We start from the raw sequence: 15931 nt of genomic DNA, 5'->3' as shown, positions 1-15931 counted from the left end.
GCACGGAGGCGATGTCTGGCCGCGCGGCTTTGCCGATCGGCGGACGCTGGGAGCGATTTCAGTGGCGATCGGCGCCGACGAGAAACCCCGTTGTGCCAGATGCTTCGAGACGGCACGGGTCCGCTCCCGCAGCGATCGCCATCCGGATCGCCCCGCGCCACGACGCAGTGATGGCCTGAAATGCGAACGGCAGCGTCGCGCGACGCTGCCGTTGCCGCCGTCGCCGCGCGGTGCGCGCGACGACGCTTTCATTGCACGCGATCAGCGCGCGGCGCAGAAGCCGAATTCGGCCATGGCGCCGGGGGCCAGGGTCTTGTTCCAGTCCACGCCGGATGCCTTGAGCGTGCTGCCGGATTGCGACCAGCTGGCATTCCACAGGTTGTTGACGGTGCCGCTGATCGAAAGCGTGACTGCCCAGTTGCCGCTGGCGCTGCCGGTGTTGGTCACCTGCACGCGGTGGCAATAGCCGGCGTTCCAGTCGCTGTCCACCACGGTCTTGGTGCTGAAGCTGGCGCTGCCGGGAGTCGGCGTGGGGGTCGGCGTCGGCGTCGGTGTGGGTGTTGGAGTGGGCGTCGGCGTCGGCGTCGGAGTAGGCGTCGGCGTGGAGCCGCTGGAATCGCCCCACAGTTTCTTCAGCAGGGTGACCTTGTCGGTGCGCACCGATTTCCAGTCGTCGTTGAGGATGCCGCCGGTGTCGCCGCTGTTGGGATTCCACGACCAGTAGAAGCCGCTGTGGATGCCCTTGCCGACCAGATAGTCGACCAGCGCGTTCTGCCACTTCACGTCCAGCGCATTGCCCTGGCCGTACTTGCCGCCGAACTCGCCGAGCATCAGCGCGTGGCCGGACTGCACGAACTTGCCGAAGTGCTGCTCCCAGATCGCCGGCATGTTGGCCGGGAAATTGGAGGCGCTGAAGTAGGGCTGCATGAACACGTCCGGGCCGTACACGTGCGGTGCCAGCAACAAGCGGTTGGCCGGAATGTTCAGCGCGGTGCACGCCAGCGGCTCCAGGTTGCCGCCCCAGAAGTGGCCGCCGCTGCTGGAGCAGTTCGCGTTCTCGCCGATGCCTTCGACCACGATCAGCCATTTCGGCGCCACCTTCAGCACCGCGGCCGAGGCGCGTTCGGCGGCCTTGTTCCAGTCGGTGGCGGCGTTGCCGCTGCCCCAGGTGGCCGCGCCGTGCGGCTCGTTCTTCAGGTCCAGGCCGATCACGCCCGGCACGCTGGCGTAGCGCTTGGCGACGAAGGTCAGGTCGTTGAGCCACTGCTGCTCGCTGTAGGAGGAGGTGTACCACAGCTCGGAAATCGCGTTGCAGTCCGGCGTGTGGTGATCGAGCAGCACGTACATGCCGCGGCTGCTGAGTTCGTTGATGACCTTGTCCATCACCTGCAGCGCGCTCAGGCCCTGCAGGTCCGGATTGAGGCCGTAGTCGATGCTGCTCGGCGCGGTGCCGTTCAAGGTCTGCGGGCAGAACGGCAGGCGCACGGCGTTGAAGCCCAGACCCTGCATCTGCGTGATCATGTCCTTCCAGTTGCGCGCCCACAGGCCGTGCACGCTGTGCACGTTGGTCTCGAAGCCGAACCAGTTGACGCCGCGCAGCTGCACCGCGTTGCCGCTGTCGTCCACCACCTTGCCGCCATTGATGGCATAGCTCCAGGCCGAACCGCTGGCCGCCAACAGCGCCGCGGCCAGCAGGCAGCGGGTGATGCGGGATTTCTTCGACGTCGACATCTCTCTGGTTCTCCGAAAGCGGCCGGCCCAAGACGGAGCGGCCCAAAGGTGGGGGCGTAGGCGCATGGTGGCCATCATCGGAAGCCGATGCGGCGGGCGTCGTGATTGCCGACACAGAAGGGCGGCTTGTCCACGACGCTGCGATGCGCTTTTGGCGAGCGCGGTGATTAGAGCATGCGCAGATGGCAATTTGAGCGGTGTGTCACATCTTCCTGGGTGCTGCCGGCCCCGCTTGGCCGCCCGTCGCGGGCGTCGCTACACTCGGGCGGGTACATCCATCCAAGGGGCAAGAGTGAAGCGACCGATCATGGGCATGCTGGCGCTGGCGATTTCCGGCGCACTGATGGCGGCGCCGCCGTCCGCACCGAGTTTCGACACCAAGCGCATTTCCGCCGACGTCAAGACGCTGTCCTCCGACGCTTACGAGGGCCGCGCGCCGGCCACGCCGGGCGAGGACAAGACCGTGGCCTACCTCAGCGCGCAGTTCCAGGCCGCGGGCCTGCAGCCGGGCGGCGACCTGCAGGACGGCAAGCGCCTGTGGACGCAGGCGGTGCCGCTGCGCCGCGCCGACATCGTCGGCACGCCGCAGGTGGCGGTCGAGGCCGGCGGCCAGCGCCAGGCGCTGACCCAGGGCCAGCAGATCGCCGTGCGCGCCGCGCTCGACGGCAGCACCCAGGTCGCCATCGACGGCGCGCCGTTGGTGTTCGTCGGCTACGGGGTCAAGGCGCCGGAGCGCGACTGGGACGACTTCAAGGGCGTGGACCTGAAGGGCAAGATCGCGGTGGTGCTGATCAACGACCCGGACTTCGAGACCGGCAAGGGCGCGTTCGACGGCAAGGGCATGACCTACTACGGCCGCTGGACCTACAAGTACGAAGAGGGCGCGCGGCAGGGCGCGGCCGGCGTGCTGATCGTGCACGAGACCGCCCCGGCCTCCTACGGCTGGGCCACGGTGGCCAGCTCCAACACCAACAGCATGTTCGACGTGGTTCGCGACGATCCCAAGGCCGCCCATCCCACGCTCGAAGGCTGGATCCAGCGCGACCTGGCGGTGGACCTGTTCAAGCGCGCCGGGCTGGATTTCGAGGCGTTGAAGAAACAGGCGCAATCGCGCGACTTCAAGCCGGTGGAACTGAAGGGCGAGCGCCTGCATGCCGACTACGCGGTGAAGTCGGAGGTCATCACCTCGCACAACGTGGTGGCGCGGCTGCCCGGCAGCACCCATCCGGACGACAGCGTGATCTACACCGCGCACTGGGACCACATCGGCGTCGGCGCGCCCGACGCCAACGGCGACCGCATCTTCAACGGCGCGCTGGACAACGCCAGCGGCACCGCCGCGCTGCTGGAACTGGGCCGCGTGTTCGCCAAGGGCCCGGCGCCGCAGCGCTCGGTGGTGTTCCTGGCGGTCACCGCCGAGGAGAAGGGCCTGCTCGGCTCGGAGTACTACGCGTCCAAGCCGCTGTATCCGCTGGCGCGCACGGTGGCGGTGATCAACATGGACGGCATGAGCCCGTTCGGCCCGTCGCGCGATTTCGGCATCTACGGCACCGCCAAGCTGGACCTGCTCGAGGACCTGAAGACGGTCGCCAAGCGCTGGGACCTGCGCTACACGCCGGACCCGAAGCCGGAAGCCGGCTACTTCTTCCGCTCCGACCACTTCTCCTTCGCCAAGCGCGGCGTGCCGGCGCTGTCGTTCGCGGCCGGGCAGGACTGGGTGGACGGCGGGATCAAGGCCGGCAAGGCGGCTTCCGACGACTACACCGCCAAGCGCTACCACCAGCCCGGCGACGAATGGCTGCCGAGCTGGACCTTCGCCGGCGCCGCGCGCGACCTGCAGGTGCTGTACACGCTGGGCAGCGAGCTGGCCAACTCGCCGCAATGGCCGAACTGGAGCAGCGACTCTGAGTTCCGTGCCACCCGCGACGCCAGCGCGGCGCAGCGGCAATAGGCCGGGGCTGAGGCATGACGACCGAGCCGCCGGACGCCGTGCCGGTGGCGCGGCTGCAGGACGACGCAGCATCGTCGTGGCCGACGGCGGTCGAGGCCGCCGTCGCCGATCCCGGCGCGGCAGACGTGATCGATCCGCTGCATCCAGGCCTGGTGCGCACCGGCGTGGTGCTGGCGTTCCTGATCGCCGGTCCGCCGCTGGGCACGGTCGTGGTCGGTCTTCCTGTGGCCATCGTGTGGTTGGGAAACGGGCCCTCCGTCAGTAGCCTGTTGCTGGCCCTGATGATGGCGCTGTTTTCCTATGTGTTCGGCGCGTTGCCGGCCCTGCTGACCGGCTTGCTGGCCGCACGGTTTTGGCCACGCCTGCGCGGCTGGCGCGCGCATCTGCGGCTGGGACTGGCCGCCGCGCTGCTGTCGGCGATCTGCGTCGGCGCGGCGATCGCGCTGCTGCGCAGACCGCCGCCGCCCGCCAACGAGGTCGCCATCGCCCTGGCCCTGTGCGCGCTGGCGGGGTTCGTCGGCGCCACGCTGGTTTCGCGTTTGCTGCAGGCGCTGCGCGGCGGGACACGCGCGCGTGCGCCCGACTCGGCATAGCCGTACTGCTGCGGTCCGTGTCCACCCGGTATCGCACTCGCGGTGCTGGAGGTGTCGCCACGCCCGTCTCCTGCCGCTGCTCAGCCTGCCGATGGCGATCGGCGTTTCCCAGATGTCGCAGTCGTCGCAGAGCGGGCGCCACCGCAACGACGCGCCAACCACACCGTAACGGCACTGATCCATGACGACCGACGATCCACCCGATACCGTCTCTGCCGCGCCGACGGCACCGGCGCAGGCGCCCGGCACCGATATGCCGCAAGGCGATCGGGCCGTCACCGCCGATGCCATCGATCCATTGCATCCGGGCCTGGTGCGCACCGGCGTGGTGTTGGCCTTCCTGATCGCCGGTCCGCCGCTGGGCACGTTCCTGGTGGCGGCGCCGTTGCTGCTGATCGGATCGGTGGGGGGCAGCCTGCCGTTCGGCAATGCACTGCTGGCCGCGCTGGCGATCGCGTTGGTGTCCTACCTGTTCGGCGCGTTGCCGGCCTTGCTGACCGGCGCGATCGCCGCGTGGTACTGGCCACGATTGCGCGGCTGGCGCGCGCATGCGCGGATCGGCCTGGTGGGATTTCTGTCGTCCCTGATCTGCCTCGGCATCGCGTTCGCGGTGCTGAGCACGCAGCGCGATGTCATCGAGACCTTCAGCATGGCGTTGCTGTGCAGCCTGCCGGGATTCGTCGGCGCCACGCTGGTCTCGCGCCTGCTGCAGGCGCTGCGTTGACCCCGCGCCGGCGCCGGCCTCAGCCGGCGCTGGCTTGCTGCAGCGACGGCGTGCGCCAGCCGGCGCGCACGCCCCAGAAGTAGAAGCCCAGTGCGACCACGCCGACCACGATCAGGTCCGGGCCGTAGGACAGGTAGCCATGCCCGCCGAAGGTGGTGCTGCCGGCCCACGACAGCAGCGCGATGGTCGGCAGGTAGGCGATCAGCCAGCTGGCGCCGCGCAGGTGCTTGCCGAAATCCTTCCAGCCCTGGCGGTGCTGGTAGTACGCGTACACCGGCAGCGCCACCAGCATCAGCAGGATGATTTCGCCGGTCAGCGGCCAGCGCGCCCAGTACAGCAGCTCGGTGGCCAGCACGAAGGCGGTGGCGGCCAGTACCGGCAGGCCGAAGATGCGCAGCGGACGGTGCATGTCCGGCGCGTGGCGGCGCAGCGCCATCGCGCTGATCGGGCCGGTCAGGTAGGAGATGATCGTGGCCACCGAGATCACTGCCGCCAACGTGCCCCAGCCGCGGAAGAAGAACAGGAACAGATAGGACACCGCCAGATTGAAGAACATTGCCGGGCGCGGCACGCCCCAGTGCGGATGCAGCTTGCCCAGCACCTTCGGCAAGGTGCCGTTCTTCTCCATGCCGTAGATCATCCGCGCGGTGGTCGCGGTGTAGGTGATGCCGGTGCCGCTGGGGCTGACGAAGGCGTCCACGTACAGCAGCATCGCCAGCCAGTGCAGGTTGACGATGATCGCCAGTTGCGCGAACGGCGAGCGGAAATCGATGCCGTGCCAGCCGGCCTTGGCCAGCAGCTCCGGCGGCACCGAACCGATGTAGGCCACCTGCAGGATCAGGTAGATCACCGTGGCCAGCGCGATCGAGCCGAGCACCGCGAACGGGATGCTGCGTCCGGGATCGCGCGCTTCGCCGGCCAGGTTCACCGGGCTCTGGAAGCCGTTGAAGCTGAACACGATGCCGGCGGTGGCCACCGCGGTCAGCACCGCGGCGAAATCGATCGTATGCGTGCCGCCATGCAGGCCGACGCTGAAGTTCTCGCTGTGGAAACCGCTGGCGATCAGCGCCACGCCGGTCAGTGCCGGCACCACCAGCTTGAACACGGTGATCAGGCTGTTGGAGCGCGCGAACAGCTTCACGCTCCAGAAGTTCAGCAGGAAATACACCAGCACCAGCGCCGCGGCGATGTACAGGCCGGGCACCGACAGCTCGCCGGCGCCGCCGGGCTGCTGCACGTACAGATCCTGCGCCCACTGCCACGGCCACGACGCCATGTACTGCACCGAGGCCTCGGCCTCGACCGGGATCACCGACACGATCGCGATCCAGTTGGCCCAGCCGGCGATGAAGCCGACCAGCGAGCCGTGCGAGTAGTGGCTGTAGCGGACCATGCCGCCGGACTCGGGGAACATCGCGCCCAGTTCGGCATAGGCCAGGGCGATGGTGGTGACGATCGCCGCGCCCAGCAGCCAGGCCCAGACCGCGCCGGGGCCGGCCAACCCGGCCGCGCGCCAGGCGCCGAACAGCCAGCCGGAGCCGATGATCGAACCCAGGCCGGTCAGCATCAGGGCGAACGGGCCGACATCGCGGCGCAAGGCGGTTTGGGTCATGGAAGGTTCCTGGCGGCGTCGGCAGCGGGAAACCGGGGATGATCGCAGAAGCGCGGCGGCGCCGCACTTCCGGGATTCGGGATTCGGGATTGCGGGATTCGTAAAGGCGATGGTCGCGAAGCGGGGCGCGACCGGCTTGGATTTTCCCAATCCCGAATTCCCAATCCCGGCACTTCTTACGCAAGCTTTACGCGGCAACGTCATGGCGCAATGGCGCGCTTACGCGGCACAGGCCTAGAGTCTGCAGCGTCCTTTCCGTTGGATGTGTTCCATGTCGATTCTGGTGATCCAAGGCCCGCACCGCGATGCGCCGGCCATTGCCGTTGCGCGGTGCCTGGCCGGCGCGTCCGGCGCCCAGGTGGTGCCGGTGGCCTGCGCCGATGCGGCGCAGATCGTGGCGCGGCTGCAGCAGGGCGCGTACGACGAGACCGAGCTGGTACTGCTGGACTCCGGCGAACTGCCGGCCGCGGACCTGGCCGATCACGGCGTGCAGCTGCGCGAGGCGCTCGATGCGCTCGGCCATCCCTACATCGAAGTGCACGACGCCAGCGCGCAGGCGCTGGAACCGCTGCTGCATCCGCGCCACATGCCGCTGCTGACGGTGATCGCCAATGGCGCGCTCGCCGACAGCTACGCGATCGCGCTGGGCGTGGCCGCGCGCCATCTCGGCGCGCGCGCGGCGCTGGCCAACTGAGGGCGCCGCCATGTCGATCCTGTTGTTGCGCGGCCCGGACTGCGTGGCCGGCCATCGCGGCCGCCCGGCGCGCATCGCGCCGCGGGTGATGCGGCAATTGCTCGAGCATGCCGGCCGTGCCGGCAAGACCCTGGCGGTGCGCGGCTGCGCCAGCGAGGGCGAACTGCTGCATGCGCTGGCCCAAGCCGACGCGGCGGCGGTGGAAATGCTGCTGCTGGATCCGGGCGCGTGCTCGGACAGCGCCGCCACCGCCGCGGCGGTCGCGCACCTGGGCCGGCCGTACGTGGAAGTGCACGACGATGCCTGCGACCAGCGCGAACCCTGCCTGTGCGCGGCCTCGCGGCAGCGCGTGGGCCAGGTCGGCGGCTATTGCGCGCAGAGCTACGCGCTGGCCTTGTCGATCGCGCTGGAACACCTGGGCTGCAACGGCTACGAAGGCGATGTCCACGTCGGCACCTGAGTCCGCGCGCCACTACTTGGCCGACTACGACGCCTACAGCTACGGTCAGCGCGTGGCCTGGGGCACGCTGGCGCACAGCTGGGACGACGATGCGCCGCTGGACCCGGAATGCCTGCTGCAACGACTGCGCGCGCAGGCGGCGCAGCGGCACGGCGTGGACAGCGACGACATCCGCATCCGCAGCGTCAGTCGGCTGTAGCGCGGGGCATCGCGGTTACGCGAACAGCGTAGCAAGCCGCGCCACCGCCGCCTCGGAGGCGGCGCGATCCGGAGTGGCATCTGGGTTGCCGAAATCGCCGTCGGCCTGCGCCTGCACCAGGATCCCGTCGCGGCGCGGCACCACGTTGAGGTTGTGGCCGCGATAGACCAGCCCGTAGTTCACTTCCGGCTGCGGCACCAGCCGCGCGGTCTGTCCGCGCACCGGCACCAGGCTGTCGTCGCCGAGCAGGGCGCGCGCGCCATAACCGGTGGCGTTGACCAGGGTCTTCTCGCGCAGGTCGGCGAACTGGCGCGGGCTTGCGAACTCGCGCGTTTCGATCTCGCCGCCGGCGGCGAGGAAATCGTCCAGCAGCAGCCGCGCATAGGCGCTGATGTTGAACACCAGTTGCGTGTAGCGGCGCACATGCGCCACCCGGAACGGATGCTGGCCTGCCGCCAGCGGCTGCGAGTGCGGGCCGAGGTCGGCCAGATACTGCGCCTCCAGCGCTGGGTAGTCGGGTTCGCCGTTGCCGCCATGGCCGCTGGGCTGGTCGAACGGCACATCCGACAGCACGTAGCCGTCGCGCCACTCGATCGGATCGCCAGGCAGGCCGAGCAGGTTCTGGTACATGTCGAACGAGGTGCGCGCCATCCGTTCCCAGCGCCGCCCGAACTCGGGCGTGGCGTAGGCGCTAGTGCACACCCGCGAATCCGGCGACCACACCCCGGTGGCGAAGGAAGAACGCACTTCCGGCGGCCGCTCCCTGGCGTAGATGCGCACGCGCAGCCCGGCGCGCTGCGCGACCAGCGCGGTGGTCAGGCCGATCGCGCCGCAGCCGATCACCGCCAGTTGGGTCTGGCCGGTGGCGCGCGCCAGCTGCGTGGCGATCGCCGCCGATCCCCACGACAGCGACCAGCCGCTGCCGCCATGGCCGTAGTTGTGGATCACGGTCTTGCGGCCGATGCGCTCGGCCTCGATGCGCGGCCCTTGCGCGCGGAACGGACGCGTGCACGCGTGCAGCGCGACGATGCGGTCGGCGCTGGCGCGGATCGGCGCCAGCGGCGCCGGCACGGCGAAGGCGGCGCTGGGAGCGGGCGTTGCGGGGAGGATCGGCCGGGTCGGCGCTGGCTGCGGCATCGCGGCATCGCGCCGCGGCTGCGCGAGCAGAGGACCGGCACCGAACGTGGCGGCGGCCAGTGCGCCGCTGCGCAGGAAGTGTCGTCGGTGCATGCCGGGCTCCTGATCGTGACGACCGAAGTCTAAGCGAGCGTGTAGGTCCACGTCGCTTCCGCAGGCCGGCAATAGGTGCACGCGCAGACGCAACGCCGAAGCGTCGCCGGTGCCGCGGTTGGCGCCGCCGATCCGAGGTTCCGTCCGCACTTGCAGGGTTTTTGTCGCAAGGGGACTGGCGGCCTGCGCTGCCGCGGCTATGCTCGCGGCCATGTCATCGATCCCCGCCGCCATGTTTTCCAGCGTGTCCCTGATCCTCCGCCTGCTGTGCGCCTGGGTGGCGGCGGTGATCGTCGCCGGCTTCGTCTGGAGCGGCCTGTTCTACGGCATGGAAAACCGGCCCGGCTGGTTCTTCGGCCTGCTGGCGATGCTGCTGATACTGTCGGCGCTGGTCGCCGGCATCACCCATCTGCGCCGGGTCTGGCTGATCGCCGGGCGGCTGGACAACGCCACCCTGTCCAGCCGCCAGCGCCGCCAGATCGAGATCCCGCTGGACACCCGCGAGGCGTTCGCGCTGGTCGCTGCGGCGGTGCGCGAACTGCCGCGGGTGGAAGAGATCGAGAGCGCTGCCGACAGCCTGCAGGTGCGCGCCAAGGTGCGCCGCATCGACCCGTACAACGGCCGCACGCCGTCGCGCTGGAACCTGGCCGCGCGCTTCGCGGTGAAGCGCAACCAGGTGCTGGCGACGCTGACCCCCGGCGCCGGCACCAGCAGCCTGACCCTGCTGCTGGAACCCGACGCCAGCGCCTGGATCGACCTGTTCGCGGTCGACGAGGGCAGCAACTACGAGAACGCCGAGGCGCTGAGCCGCGCGGTGGCGCGCCGCGTTGCCGAGTTGCGCCGCGACGAGCAGGCCGCCGCCAAGCAGGCGGCCACCGATCAGGAGCTGACCGTGGCGCGGCTGAACCTGCTGCACGCGCAGGTCGAACCGCACTTCCTGTACAACACGCTGGCCAGCGCGCAGGTGCTGGCGCGCACCGATCCGCCGCGCGCCGACCTGATGCTCGGTTATCTGATCCAGTACCTGCGCCGCTCGCTGCCCAGCGCCGAGGACGCACTGAGTTCGCTCGGCGAGGAGTTGGAACGCACCCAGGCCTACCTGGAGATCCTCAAGATCCGCATGGGCGCGCGGCTGCAGCTGGAACTGCAGGTGCCGGAGGCGATGAAGAGCCTGCCGCTGCCGTCGATGATGCTGCAGACCCTGGTCGAGAACGCGATCAAGCATGGCCTGGAACCCAAGCCCGGCGGCGGCACGGTCTGGATCCTGGCGCGCGCGTTCGACGACCACGTCACCATCACCGTCGCCGACGACGGCCTGGGCTTCAACACCCAGTCCAGCGGCACCGGCATCGGCCTGAAGAACCTGCGCGAGCGCCTGCGCCTGACCTATGCCGGCGCGGCCACGTTCGCCATCGTGTCCAACTTCCCCAGCGGCGTGGCCGCGACCATCACCTTGCCGTCTCCGCCGCCGTCGTCGTCACCCTCGCCGCCGCCGACAGGAGCCGGTCATGGTTGACGCCGTCATCGCCGAAGACGAGGAACTGCTGCGCACCGCATTGGTCGGGCTGCTCGGCGAGGTCTGGCCGCAGCTGCGCATCGTCGCCGAATGCGAGGATGGCGCCAGCGCGCTGGAACGTCTGGCCGAGCACCAGCCGGACGTGGCCTTCCTGGACATCCGCATGCCCGGCCTGAGCGGCATCGAGGTGGCGCGCGCGCTGGGCGAATTGAGCCCGCGCACGCAGGTGGTGTTCGTCACCGCCTACGACCAGTACGCGATCGATGCGTTCGAGCAGGGTGCGGTGGACTACCTGCTCAAGCCGATCGTGCGCGAGCGCCTGCAGGCGACCGTGCAGCGGCTGCAGGCGCGCGCCGCGCAGGGGCCGGACGTGGCGGTGCTGGATGCGCTGCTGCAACGCCTGGGACAGCGCCCGCCATCGCCCGCCGCGCCGCCGCCGCTGGCCTGGATCACCGCCAACAGCGGCCGCGAGACGCGGCTGATCCTGCTCGACGACGTGATCTATTTCCAGGCCGACAACAAGTACACCACGGTGCTGACCCGCGACGGCGAAGCGCTGCTGCGCACGCCGCTGCGCGAACTGCTGGACGTGCTGGATCCGGCCGCGTTCCGGCAGATCCACCGTTCCACCATCGTCAATCTGAAAGCGGTGGCCTCGGTGGTCCGCGACGACACCGGCAAGGGCCGGATGAAGCTGCGCCACCGCGACGAAGTGCTGACCGTCAGCTTGCCGTACATGAGTCTGTTTCGCGGCATGTAAGCGCCGCCTCCCGCATCTCCGCACTGGAACAAGGAATTCGCCATGCGTCTGCTCTCCGCGCTGTGGTCGTGCCTGCTCGGCATCGTCGGATGCCAGGGCCACGCCACCTTCGACCTGTCCACCGACGCCCACCGCGAGACGGTGGTGCATAGCAGCGAGCGCGGGTCCGCGGTGATCTTCAGCCGTACCAGCTACCGCGGCGGACTGGCCACGTTCCGCTGCATGGACAGCCGCAGCGGGCGCTGCCACTACCAGGTCTATGCCGCCTGCGCGGCGTCGGCCGCGGTCGCCGGCAATGCAGCGGCGGCGGCGTGCGAACCGCGCATGCTGCAGGAGTTCGACCTGCAGGTCGGCCAGCGCCGCGAGATCGGCGGCCTGCCGCGCGACTTCGGCCAATGCGTCGCGCCCGAGATATCGGCTGCGCCGCAGCCGTGCGCGCAGGGCTGAGGGGCGATTGGCGTCGAGGGATTGGGACCTAGTTACCGATACCGTCGCCGATCAGAGTCCGCGCATCAGTTCCGACTGTTTCCGAGGCCGGATAGCTGGATGGCTTCGTTCGTCGCGGCTGAAGCCGCTCCTACAGGGGGCTCGTTACCGACTCGCCAGATGAACTGTAGGAGCGGCTTCAGCCGCGACAGGTCGCCGAAGGAAGCCGCTGCGATACCCGGCCCCTTCCTCGGTCCATCTGTCGCGATCGCTTCTGAAGCCCGGCAACCGGACAGCTCCGCTCGTCGCGACTGAGGTCGCTCCCACAAGGGGCTTGCGGCCAGCCGGCTGGGTGCACTGTGGGAGGGACTTCAGTCCTGACTGTTTCCGAAGCCGGATAACAGATTGCCTTCGCTCGTCGCGGCTGAAGCCGCTCCTACAGGAGCTTGCTGCCGACTCGCCGGGTGCACTGTAGGAGCGGCTTCAGCCGCGACAGGTTGCCTAAGTCGCTGCGATACCCGGACCTTTCCTCGGTCCATCTGTCGCGATCGCTTCTGAAGCCCCGGCAACCGGACAGCTCCGCTCGTCGCGACTGAAGTCGCTCCCACAAGGGGCTTGCGGCCAGCCGGCTGGGTGCACTGTGGGAGGGACTTCAGTCCCGACTGTTTCCGAAGCCGGATAGCTGGATGGCTTCGTTCGTCGCGGCTGAAGCCGCTTCTACAGGGAACTTGCAATCAACTCGCCGGGTCCACTGTAGGAGCGGCTTCAGCCGCGACACGCCGCCGGGACGGCTGCACTTCCTGCCAAGAGCAACACGCGCTCGGTAGCTCAGTAATCCACGCCCACCGAGAACAGCAGCGTGCGCGGGTCGCCCAGTGCCACTGCGCGCTGCAGGCCGCCGGCGAAGTAGTCGCGGTCGAACGCGTTCTTCAGGTTCAAGGCGTAACGCCAATGGCCTTGGCGGTAGGCGAGGCCTGCGTCGAACACCGCATAGCCGGGAATGCGATGGCCATAGGCGATCTTCTCGCCTTCGGCGCGTGCGCCGCCGCTGAACGTCCAGCCGTCGTCCACGCCGTGCGGCGCGTACTGCAGCCACAGCGAGCCGCTGTGCTTGGGCACGTTGTACAGACGGTCGCCGACGGTGGTGGCGCTTTGTTCTCCGTCATCGGTGACCACCGCGTCGGTGTAGGCGTAGCCGGCGAACAGGCTGACGCCGCTGCCCAGGTCGGCGGCGGCATTGAGTTCCACGCCGCGGCTGCGCTGCTCGCCGACCGCGATGCTGTAGCCGTCGTTGACCGGATCGGTCTGCAGCACGTTGCGCCGGCGCAGGTCGTACAGCGCCATGCTCAGACTGGTGCCCGCGTCCAGTTCCATCTTCAGTCCCAGCTCCATCTGGCGGCCGCGCTCGGGATCGAACTGCGCGCCCTGCGCGTCGGTGCCGACGTTGGGATAGAACGAGGTGGCGACGCTGGCATAAGGATGCAGCCCGCCGCCGGCATCGAACATCAGCGCGGCCGAGCCGGTGGTGGCGCTGGCGTCGTTGCGCGTGTTGGTGCCGGTGAGGTGGTCCTCGCTGAGGTTGCGGCTGCGGTCGTGGCGCATGCCCAGCAGCAGCTGCCAGTCGGGCGTGAACTGGATGCGGTCGCGCAGGTACAGGCCGCCGGAGGTGACCACGCTGAGGTTGTCGCGGCTGGGCGTGGCCGGGCAGGTGACCGCGCCGCCATAGACCGGCGCGTACACGTTCAGGGTGCCGACCCGGCAGGTGGACTGCACGTTCCATTCCCAGGTCTTGAACGCGTCCACGCCGGCGGTCAGCGTGTGCTGCCAGGCGCCGGTGGCGAAGCCGCGCTGCAGGTAGGTGTCCTGTACCCAGGTGCGTCCGTCGTAGTGCTGGTCGGTGGCGGTACGGCGCAGCGTGCGCAGGTCGGCGGCCAGGCCGTTGTTGGCGATGATGAAGCCGTCCAACCCGAATGCCTGCCAGCGCGCCGCGTGGTGCAGGGTCCAGCCGTTGTCGAAGCGATGCTCCAGCACGTAGCCGATGCGGCTCTGGTGGCTGTGGTACGGCGGCTGGGTAGGTTCGCCGGTGAACAGCGAGCGATCGATCTTGCCGTTCGGATTGGCCTCGGCGCTGCCTTCCCAGGGCAGGCCCTGCTGGCGGATGTAGTCGCGTTCCTGGTAACTGGTGAGGAGCACGAAGTCGGTGCGTTCGCCCAGGTCCAGCGACAGCGACGGGGCGATCCAGCGGCTGCGGAAATACACGTGGTCGGTGGGATCGTCGGAATTCATCGCCAGGCCATTGAGCCGCAGCGCGACCTTGCCGTTGGCCGACAGCGGCTGGTTGAGGTCGAAGCTGCCCTCGCGCAGGCCGTCGCTGCCGATGCCCAGTTCGGCGCGGCGCAGCGGCGCCGGTTCGGGCCGCTTGCTGACCAGGTTGACCAGCCCGCCCGGCAGCACCTGGCCGTACAGCAGCGAGGCCGGGCCCTTCAGCACTTCCACTTGCTGCATGCCGAACAGCTGCTCGGCGACGCGGTTGTTGGAGGCGGTGCGCAGGCCGTCGACGAACAGCGAGTCGGACGCGGTCTGGCCGCGGATGATCAGGTCGTCCCAGCCGCGCCGGCCATAGGTGTTGGCGACCACGCCGGAGACGTTGTGCAAGGCATCGGCCAGGGTCTGCGCCTGCTGGCTGTCCAGCAGCGCGCGCGGCACCACGGTGATCGAGAACGGCGTCTGCGCCAGCGGCGTATCCGACTTGTCGGACTGCGCGGGCTTGGTGCTGCGGAAGCCGCTGTCGGCCGCCTCGGCGCGGACCTGCACCGTCGGCAGTGCGGTGGCTTGCGCGGTATCGGCGGTATCGGCCGCGCGCGTAGCCGGGGAAGCCGCCATGCCGAGCAGGCAGGCGAGCGGGAGGGGGTGCAGTTTCATCGAGGCCGTGGGGTGGGGAAGGGGCTAATCGAGAATGATTATATTTCGCGATGTGGCGATTGCGAAGACCCGGTCGGCGGCGGCGGGTACTCCCCGGGCACAGTCAAGCTGCGGCCGGGGTACGCAGGCGATCGGGCAAGCCAGGGCGTTTGCCGCAGTGGCGGCCCTCGATAAGTCCGCGTCGGCACTTGCGACAGCGGCACGCATCCAGGGCGCCGCTGTCGATAGGCAACGCCGAACTGTCGCTAGGAAAGCGACTGCGCTCCAGCGCGGATGACGCCAGCGCTGAGGCACTGCAACGCCGATGTCGGCGCTGCGTGCGTCGCGGTGGGATGCGGCGGTGAATTGTGCTGACGACGTCAGGGCGCGGCGGTGGCCACTACGGCGGCAGGCACTGTCGCGCCTGTCGCCGATGTAGATGTCGATGCAAAGCGCGTGCTGTATTCAGGCGCGCGCCACGCGCCACCAACTCAGCCGGCGACGCGGAGCACGCCGTTCTGGCCGCCAGGCGGCACGCCCTCGAACTGGATCAGCGCGGCGACCAGTTCGGCATGCAGGCGGATGCGGCCCATCTCGCGCATGATGCGGATGTCCTCGTGGCGCAGTTCGCGGTTGGCCACCACCTCGCGCTTGTATTCGAGGATCTCCGGATACTTGCGTGCCATGTTCAGCGCGTCGGCGACGCACTCCACCGTATCCGCGTCGGCCGACAACGGTTCGCGGCTGTTGAAGGCGGTGAGCCAGCGCTCGAAACCGGCGGTGCGGTCGAACATGTTGGCGATGAACCAGATCACGAACAGGATCGAGACCCACGACGTGACCACGATGACGATGCGCGAGAAGGTCAGGTGATAGTCGTGCTGCCACAGCTGGTTGGTGATCACGCCGAGGATGATCAGCGAGATCGCCTGCCAGCCGATGATCGAAACCACCAGCCACTGCTGCTTGGCCTTGGCCAGCAGATCCACTTCCGAGCGCAGCTGCGCCTCGCTCTTGTGCTGCCAATGCGCGACCTGTTCCGGGAACGAGCGCTGGTGCAGCGCGTTGTCCTCCAGCAACAACCCCAACCCCTTGAACAAAGCGATCATGACAGGCTCCCTGCAGATGCGGTGG

The 15931-nt window shown here is 69.1% G+C and carries 15 protein-coding genes; 10 read left to right on the top strand and 5 right to left on the bottom strand.

Annotated features, from left to right (window positions below; all coding sequences use genetic code 11):
• Window positions 1-261: 261 nt before the first annotated feature.
• The gene (locus HEP73_RS19375) at window positions 262-1731 is read right to left on the bottom strand and encodes a glycoside hydrolase family 5 protein (RefSeq protein ID WP_185821187.1); all 1470 of its coding nucleotides are present in this window, start codon (window positions 1729-1731) and stop codon (window positions 262-264) included.
• A 292-nt stretch (window positions 1732-2023) separates the two neighbouring features.
• Between HEP73_RS19375 and HEP73_RS19370 the strand changes: the two genes are divergently transcribed.
• From HEP73_RS19370 to HEP73_RS19360, 3 genes are all read left to right on the top strand, one after another.
• Entirely contained in the window at window positions 2024-3682 is a 1659-nt protein-coding gene (locus HEP73_RS19370) for a M28 family metallopeptidase (RefSeq protein ID WP_185821186.1), read from the top strand.
• A 14-nt stretch (window positions 3683-3696) separates the two neighbouring features.
• Entirely contained in the window at window positions 3697-4275 is a 579-nt protein-coding gene (locus tag HEP73_RS19365; RefSeq protein WP_255423561.1) for a hypothetical protein, read from the top strand.
• A gap of 181 nt (window positions 4276-4456) precedes the next feature.
• The gene (locus HEP73_RS19360) at window positions 4457-4999 is read left to right on the top strand and encodes a hypothetical protein (RefSeq protein ID WP_255423560.1); all 543 of its coding nucleotides are present in this window, start codon (window positions 4457-4459) and stop codon (window positions 4997-4999) included.
• A 19-nt stretch (window positions 5000-5018) separates the two neighbouring features.
• Here the strand turns inward: HEP73_RS19360 and HEP73_RS19355 are convergent, their stop codons facing one another.
• Complete coding sequence (locus HEP73_RS19355; RefSeq protein ID WP_185821185.1) at window positions 5019-6611, bottom strand: APC family permease; 1593 nt, start codon at window positions 6609-6611, stop codon at window positions 5019-5021.
• Here HEP73_RS19355 and HEP73_RS22505 point away from each other — a divergent pair.
• Genes HEP73_RS22505 through HEP73_RS19340 form a run of 4 tightly spaced genes read left to right on the top strand, consistent with a single transcriptional unit; the run spans window position 6610 to window position 7964 of the window.
• Window positions 6610-6849 (top strand): hypothetical protein, encoded by a 240-nt coding sequence (locus HEP73_RS22505; protein WP_221899358.1) that lies wholly within the window; start codon window positions 6610-6612, stop codon window positions 6847-6849. The genes HEP73_RS19355 and HEP73_RS22505 overlap by 2 nt on opposite strands.
• A 33-nt stretch (window positions 6850-6882) precedes the next feature.
• Window positions 6883-7305 carry a hypothetical protein gene (locus HEP73_RS19350; RefSeq protein ID WP_185821184.1) on the top strand — a complete coding sequence of 141 codons (423 nt, stop codon included), beginning with the start codon at window positions 6883-6885 and terminating at the stop codon, window positions 7303-7305.
• Window positions 7306-7315: 10 nt separating this feature from the next.
• Entirely contained in the window at window positions 7316-7765 is a 450-nt protein-coding gene (locus HEP73_RS19345; protein WP_185821183.1) for a type II 3-dehydroquinate dehydratase, read from the top strand.
• Entirely contained in the window at window positions 7746-7964 is a 219-nt protein-coding gene (locus tag HEP73_RS19340) for a hypothetical protein (protein WP_185821182.1), read from the top strand. Before HEP73_RS19345 ends, HEP73_RS19340 begins: the two co-directional genes overlap by 20 nt.
• A 15-nt stretch (window positions 7965-7979) precedes the next feature.
• Here the strand turns inward: HEP73_RS19340 and HEP73_RS19335 are convergent, their stop codons facing one another.
• A complete protein-coding gene (locus tag HEP73_RS19335) occupies window positions 7980-9194 on the bottom strand; it encodes an FAD-dependent oxidoreductase (protein ID WP_185821181.1) in 1215 nt (404 codons plus the stop codon).
• Between the two features lie 232 nt (window positions 9195-9426).
• Between HEP73_RS19335 and HEP73_RS19330 the strand changes: the two genes are divergently transcribed.
• From HEP73_RS19330 to HEP73_RS19320, 3 genes are read left to right on the top strand one after another with little or no spacing between them, the layout of a single operon-like run.
• The gene (locus tag HEP73_RS19330; protein WP_185823495.1) at window positions 9427-10710 is read left to right on the top strand and encodes a sensor histidine kinase; all 1284 of its coding nucleotides are present in this window, start codon (window positions 9427-9429) and stop codon (window positions 10708-10710) included.
• Complete coding sequence (locus HEP73_RS19325) at window positions 10703-11470, top strand: LytR/AlgR family response regulator transcription factor (RefSeq protein ID WP_185821180.1); 768 nt, start codon at window positions 10703-10705, stop codon at window positions 11468-11470. Before HEP73_RS19330 ends, HEP73_RS19325 begins: the two co-directional genes overlap by 8 nt.
• Window positions 11471-11512: 42 nt before the next feature.
• Entirely contained in the window at window positions 11513-11917 is a 405-nt protein-coding gene (locus tag HEP73_RS19320; RefSeq protein WP_185821179.1) for a hypothetical protein, read from the top strand.
• An 807-nt stretch (window positions 11918-12724) separates the two neighbouring features.
• Here HEP73_RS19320 and HEP73_RS19315 read toward each other — a convergent pair.
• A complete protein-coding gene (locus HEP73_RS19315) occupies window positions 12725-14818 on the bottom strand; it encodes a TonB-dependent receptor (RefSeq protein ID WP_185821178.1) in 2094 nt (697 codons plus the stop codon).
• A 470-nt stretch (window positions 14819-15288) separates the two neighbouring features.
• Window positions 15289-15906 (bottom strand): hypothetical protein, encoded by a 618-nt coding sequence (locus HEP73_RS19310; protein WP_185821177.1) that lies wholly within the window; start codon window positions 15904-15906, stop codon window positions 15289-15291.
• Between the last annotated feature and the right edge of the window lie 25 nt (window positions 15907-15931).

Source organism: Xanthomonas sp. GW, from assembly GCF_014236815.1.
Lineage (GTDB): Bacteria > Pseudomonadota > Gammaproteobacteria > Xanthomonadales > Xanthomonadaceae > Xanthomonas_A.
Note: the sequence above shows the minus strand (reverse complement) of the source record. Positions and strands in the feature narration are given on the sequence as shown.

Excerpts from the sequence above, each read along its gene's own strand:
- HEP73_RS19375 (WP_185821187.1), bottom strand. The coding sequence starts at position 1,731 with ATGTCGACGTCGAAGAAATCCCGCATCACCCGCTGCCTGCTGGCCGCG.
- HEP73_RS22505 (WP_221899358.1), top strand. The coding sequence starts at position 6,610 with ATGGAAGGTTCCTGGCGGCGTCGGCAGCGGGAAACCGGGGATGATCGC.
- HEP73_RS19310 (WP_185821177.1), bottom strand. The coding sequence starts at position 15,906 with ATGATCGCTTTGTTCAAGGGGTTGGGGTTGTTGCTGGAGGACAACGCG.
- HEP73_RS19350 (WP_185821184.1), top strand. The coding sequence starts at position 6,883 with ATGTCGATTCTGGTGATCCAAGGCCCGCACCGCGATGCGCCGGCCATT.
- HEP73_RS19325 (WP_185821180.1), top strand. The coding sequence starts at position 10,703 with ATGGTTGACGCCGTCATCGCCGAAGACGAGGAACTGCTGCGCACCGCA.
- HEP73_RS19340 (WP_185821182.1), top strand. The coding sequence starts at position 7,746 with ATGTCCACGTCGGCACCTGAGTCCGCGCGCCACTACTTGGCCGACTAC.
- HEP73_RS19360 (WP_255423560.1), top strand. The coding sequence starts at position 4,457 with ATGACGACCGACGATCCACCCGATACCGTCTCTGCCGCGCCGACGGCA.
- HEP73_RS19365 (WP_255423561.1), top strand. The coding sequence starts at position 3,697 with ATGACGACCGAGCCGCCGGACGCCGTGCCGGTGGCGCGGCTGCAGGAC.
- HEP73_RS19320 (WP_185821179.1), top strand. The coding sequence starts at position 11,513 with ATGCGTCTGCTCTCCGCGCTGTGGTCGTGCCTGCTCGGCATCGTCGGA.
- HEP73_RS19355 (WP_185821185.1), bottom strand. The coding sequence starts at position 6,611 with ATGACCCAAACCGCCTTGCGCCGCGATGTCGGCCCGTTCGCCCTGATG.
- HEP73_RS19315 (WP_185821178.1), bottom strand. The coding sequence starts at position 14,818 with ATGAAACTGCACCCCCTCCCGCTCGCCTGCCTGCTCGGCATGGCGGCT.
- HEP73_RS19335 (WP_185821181.1), bottom strand. The coding sequence starts at position 9,194 with ATGCACCGACGACACTTCCTGCGCAGCGGCGCACTGGCCGCCGCCACG.
- HEP73_RS19330 (WP_185823495.1), top strand. The coding sequence starts at position 9,427 with ATGTTTTCCAGCGTGTCCCTGATCCTCCGCCTGCTGTGCGCCTGGGTG.
- HEP73_RS19345 (WP_185821183.1), top strand. The coding sequence starts at position 7,316 with ATGTCGATCCTGTTGTTGCGCGGCCCGGACTGCGTGGCCGGCCATCGC.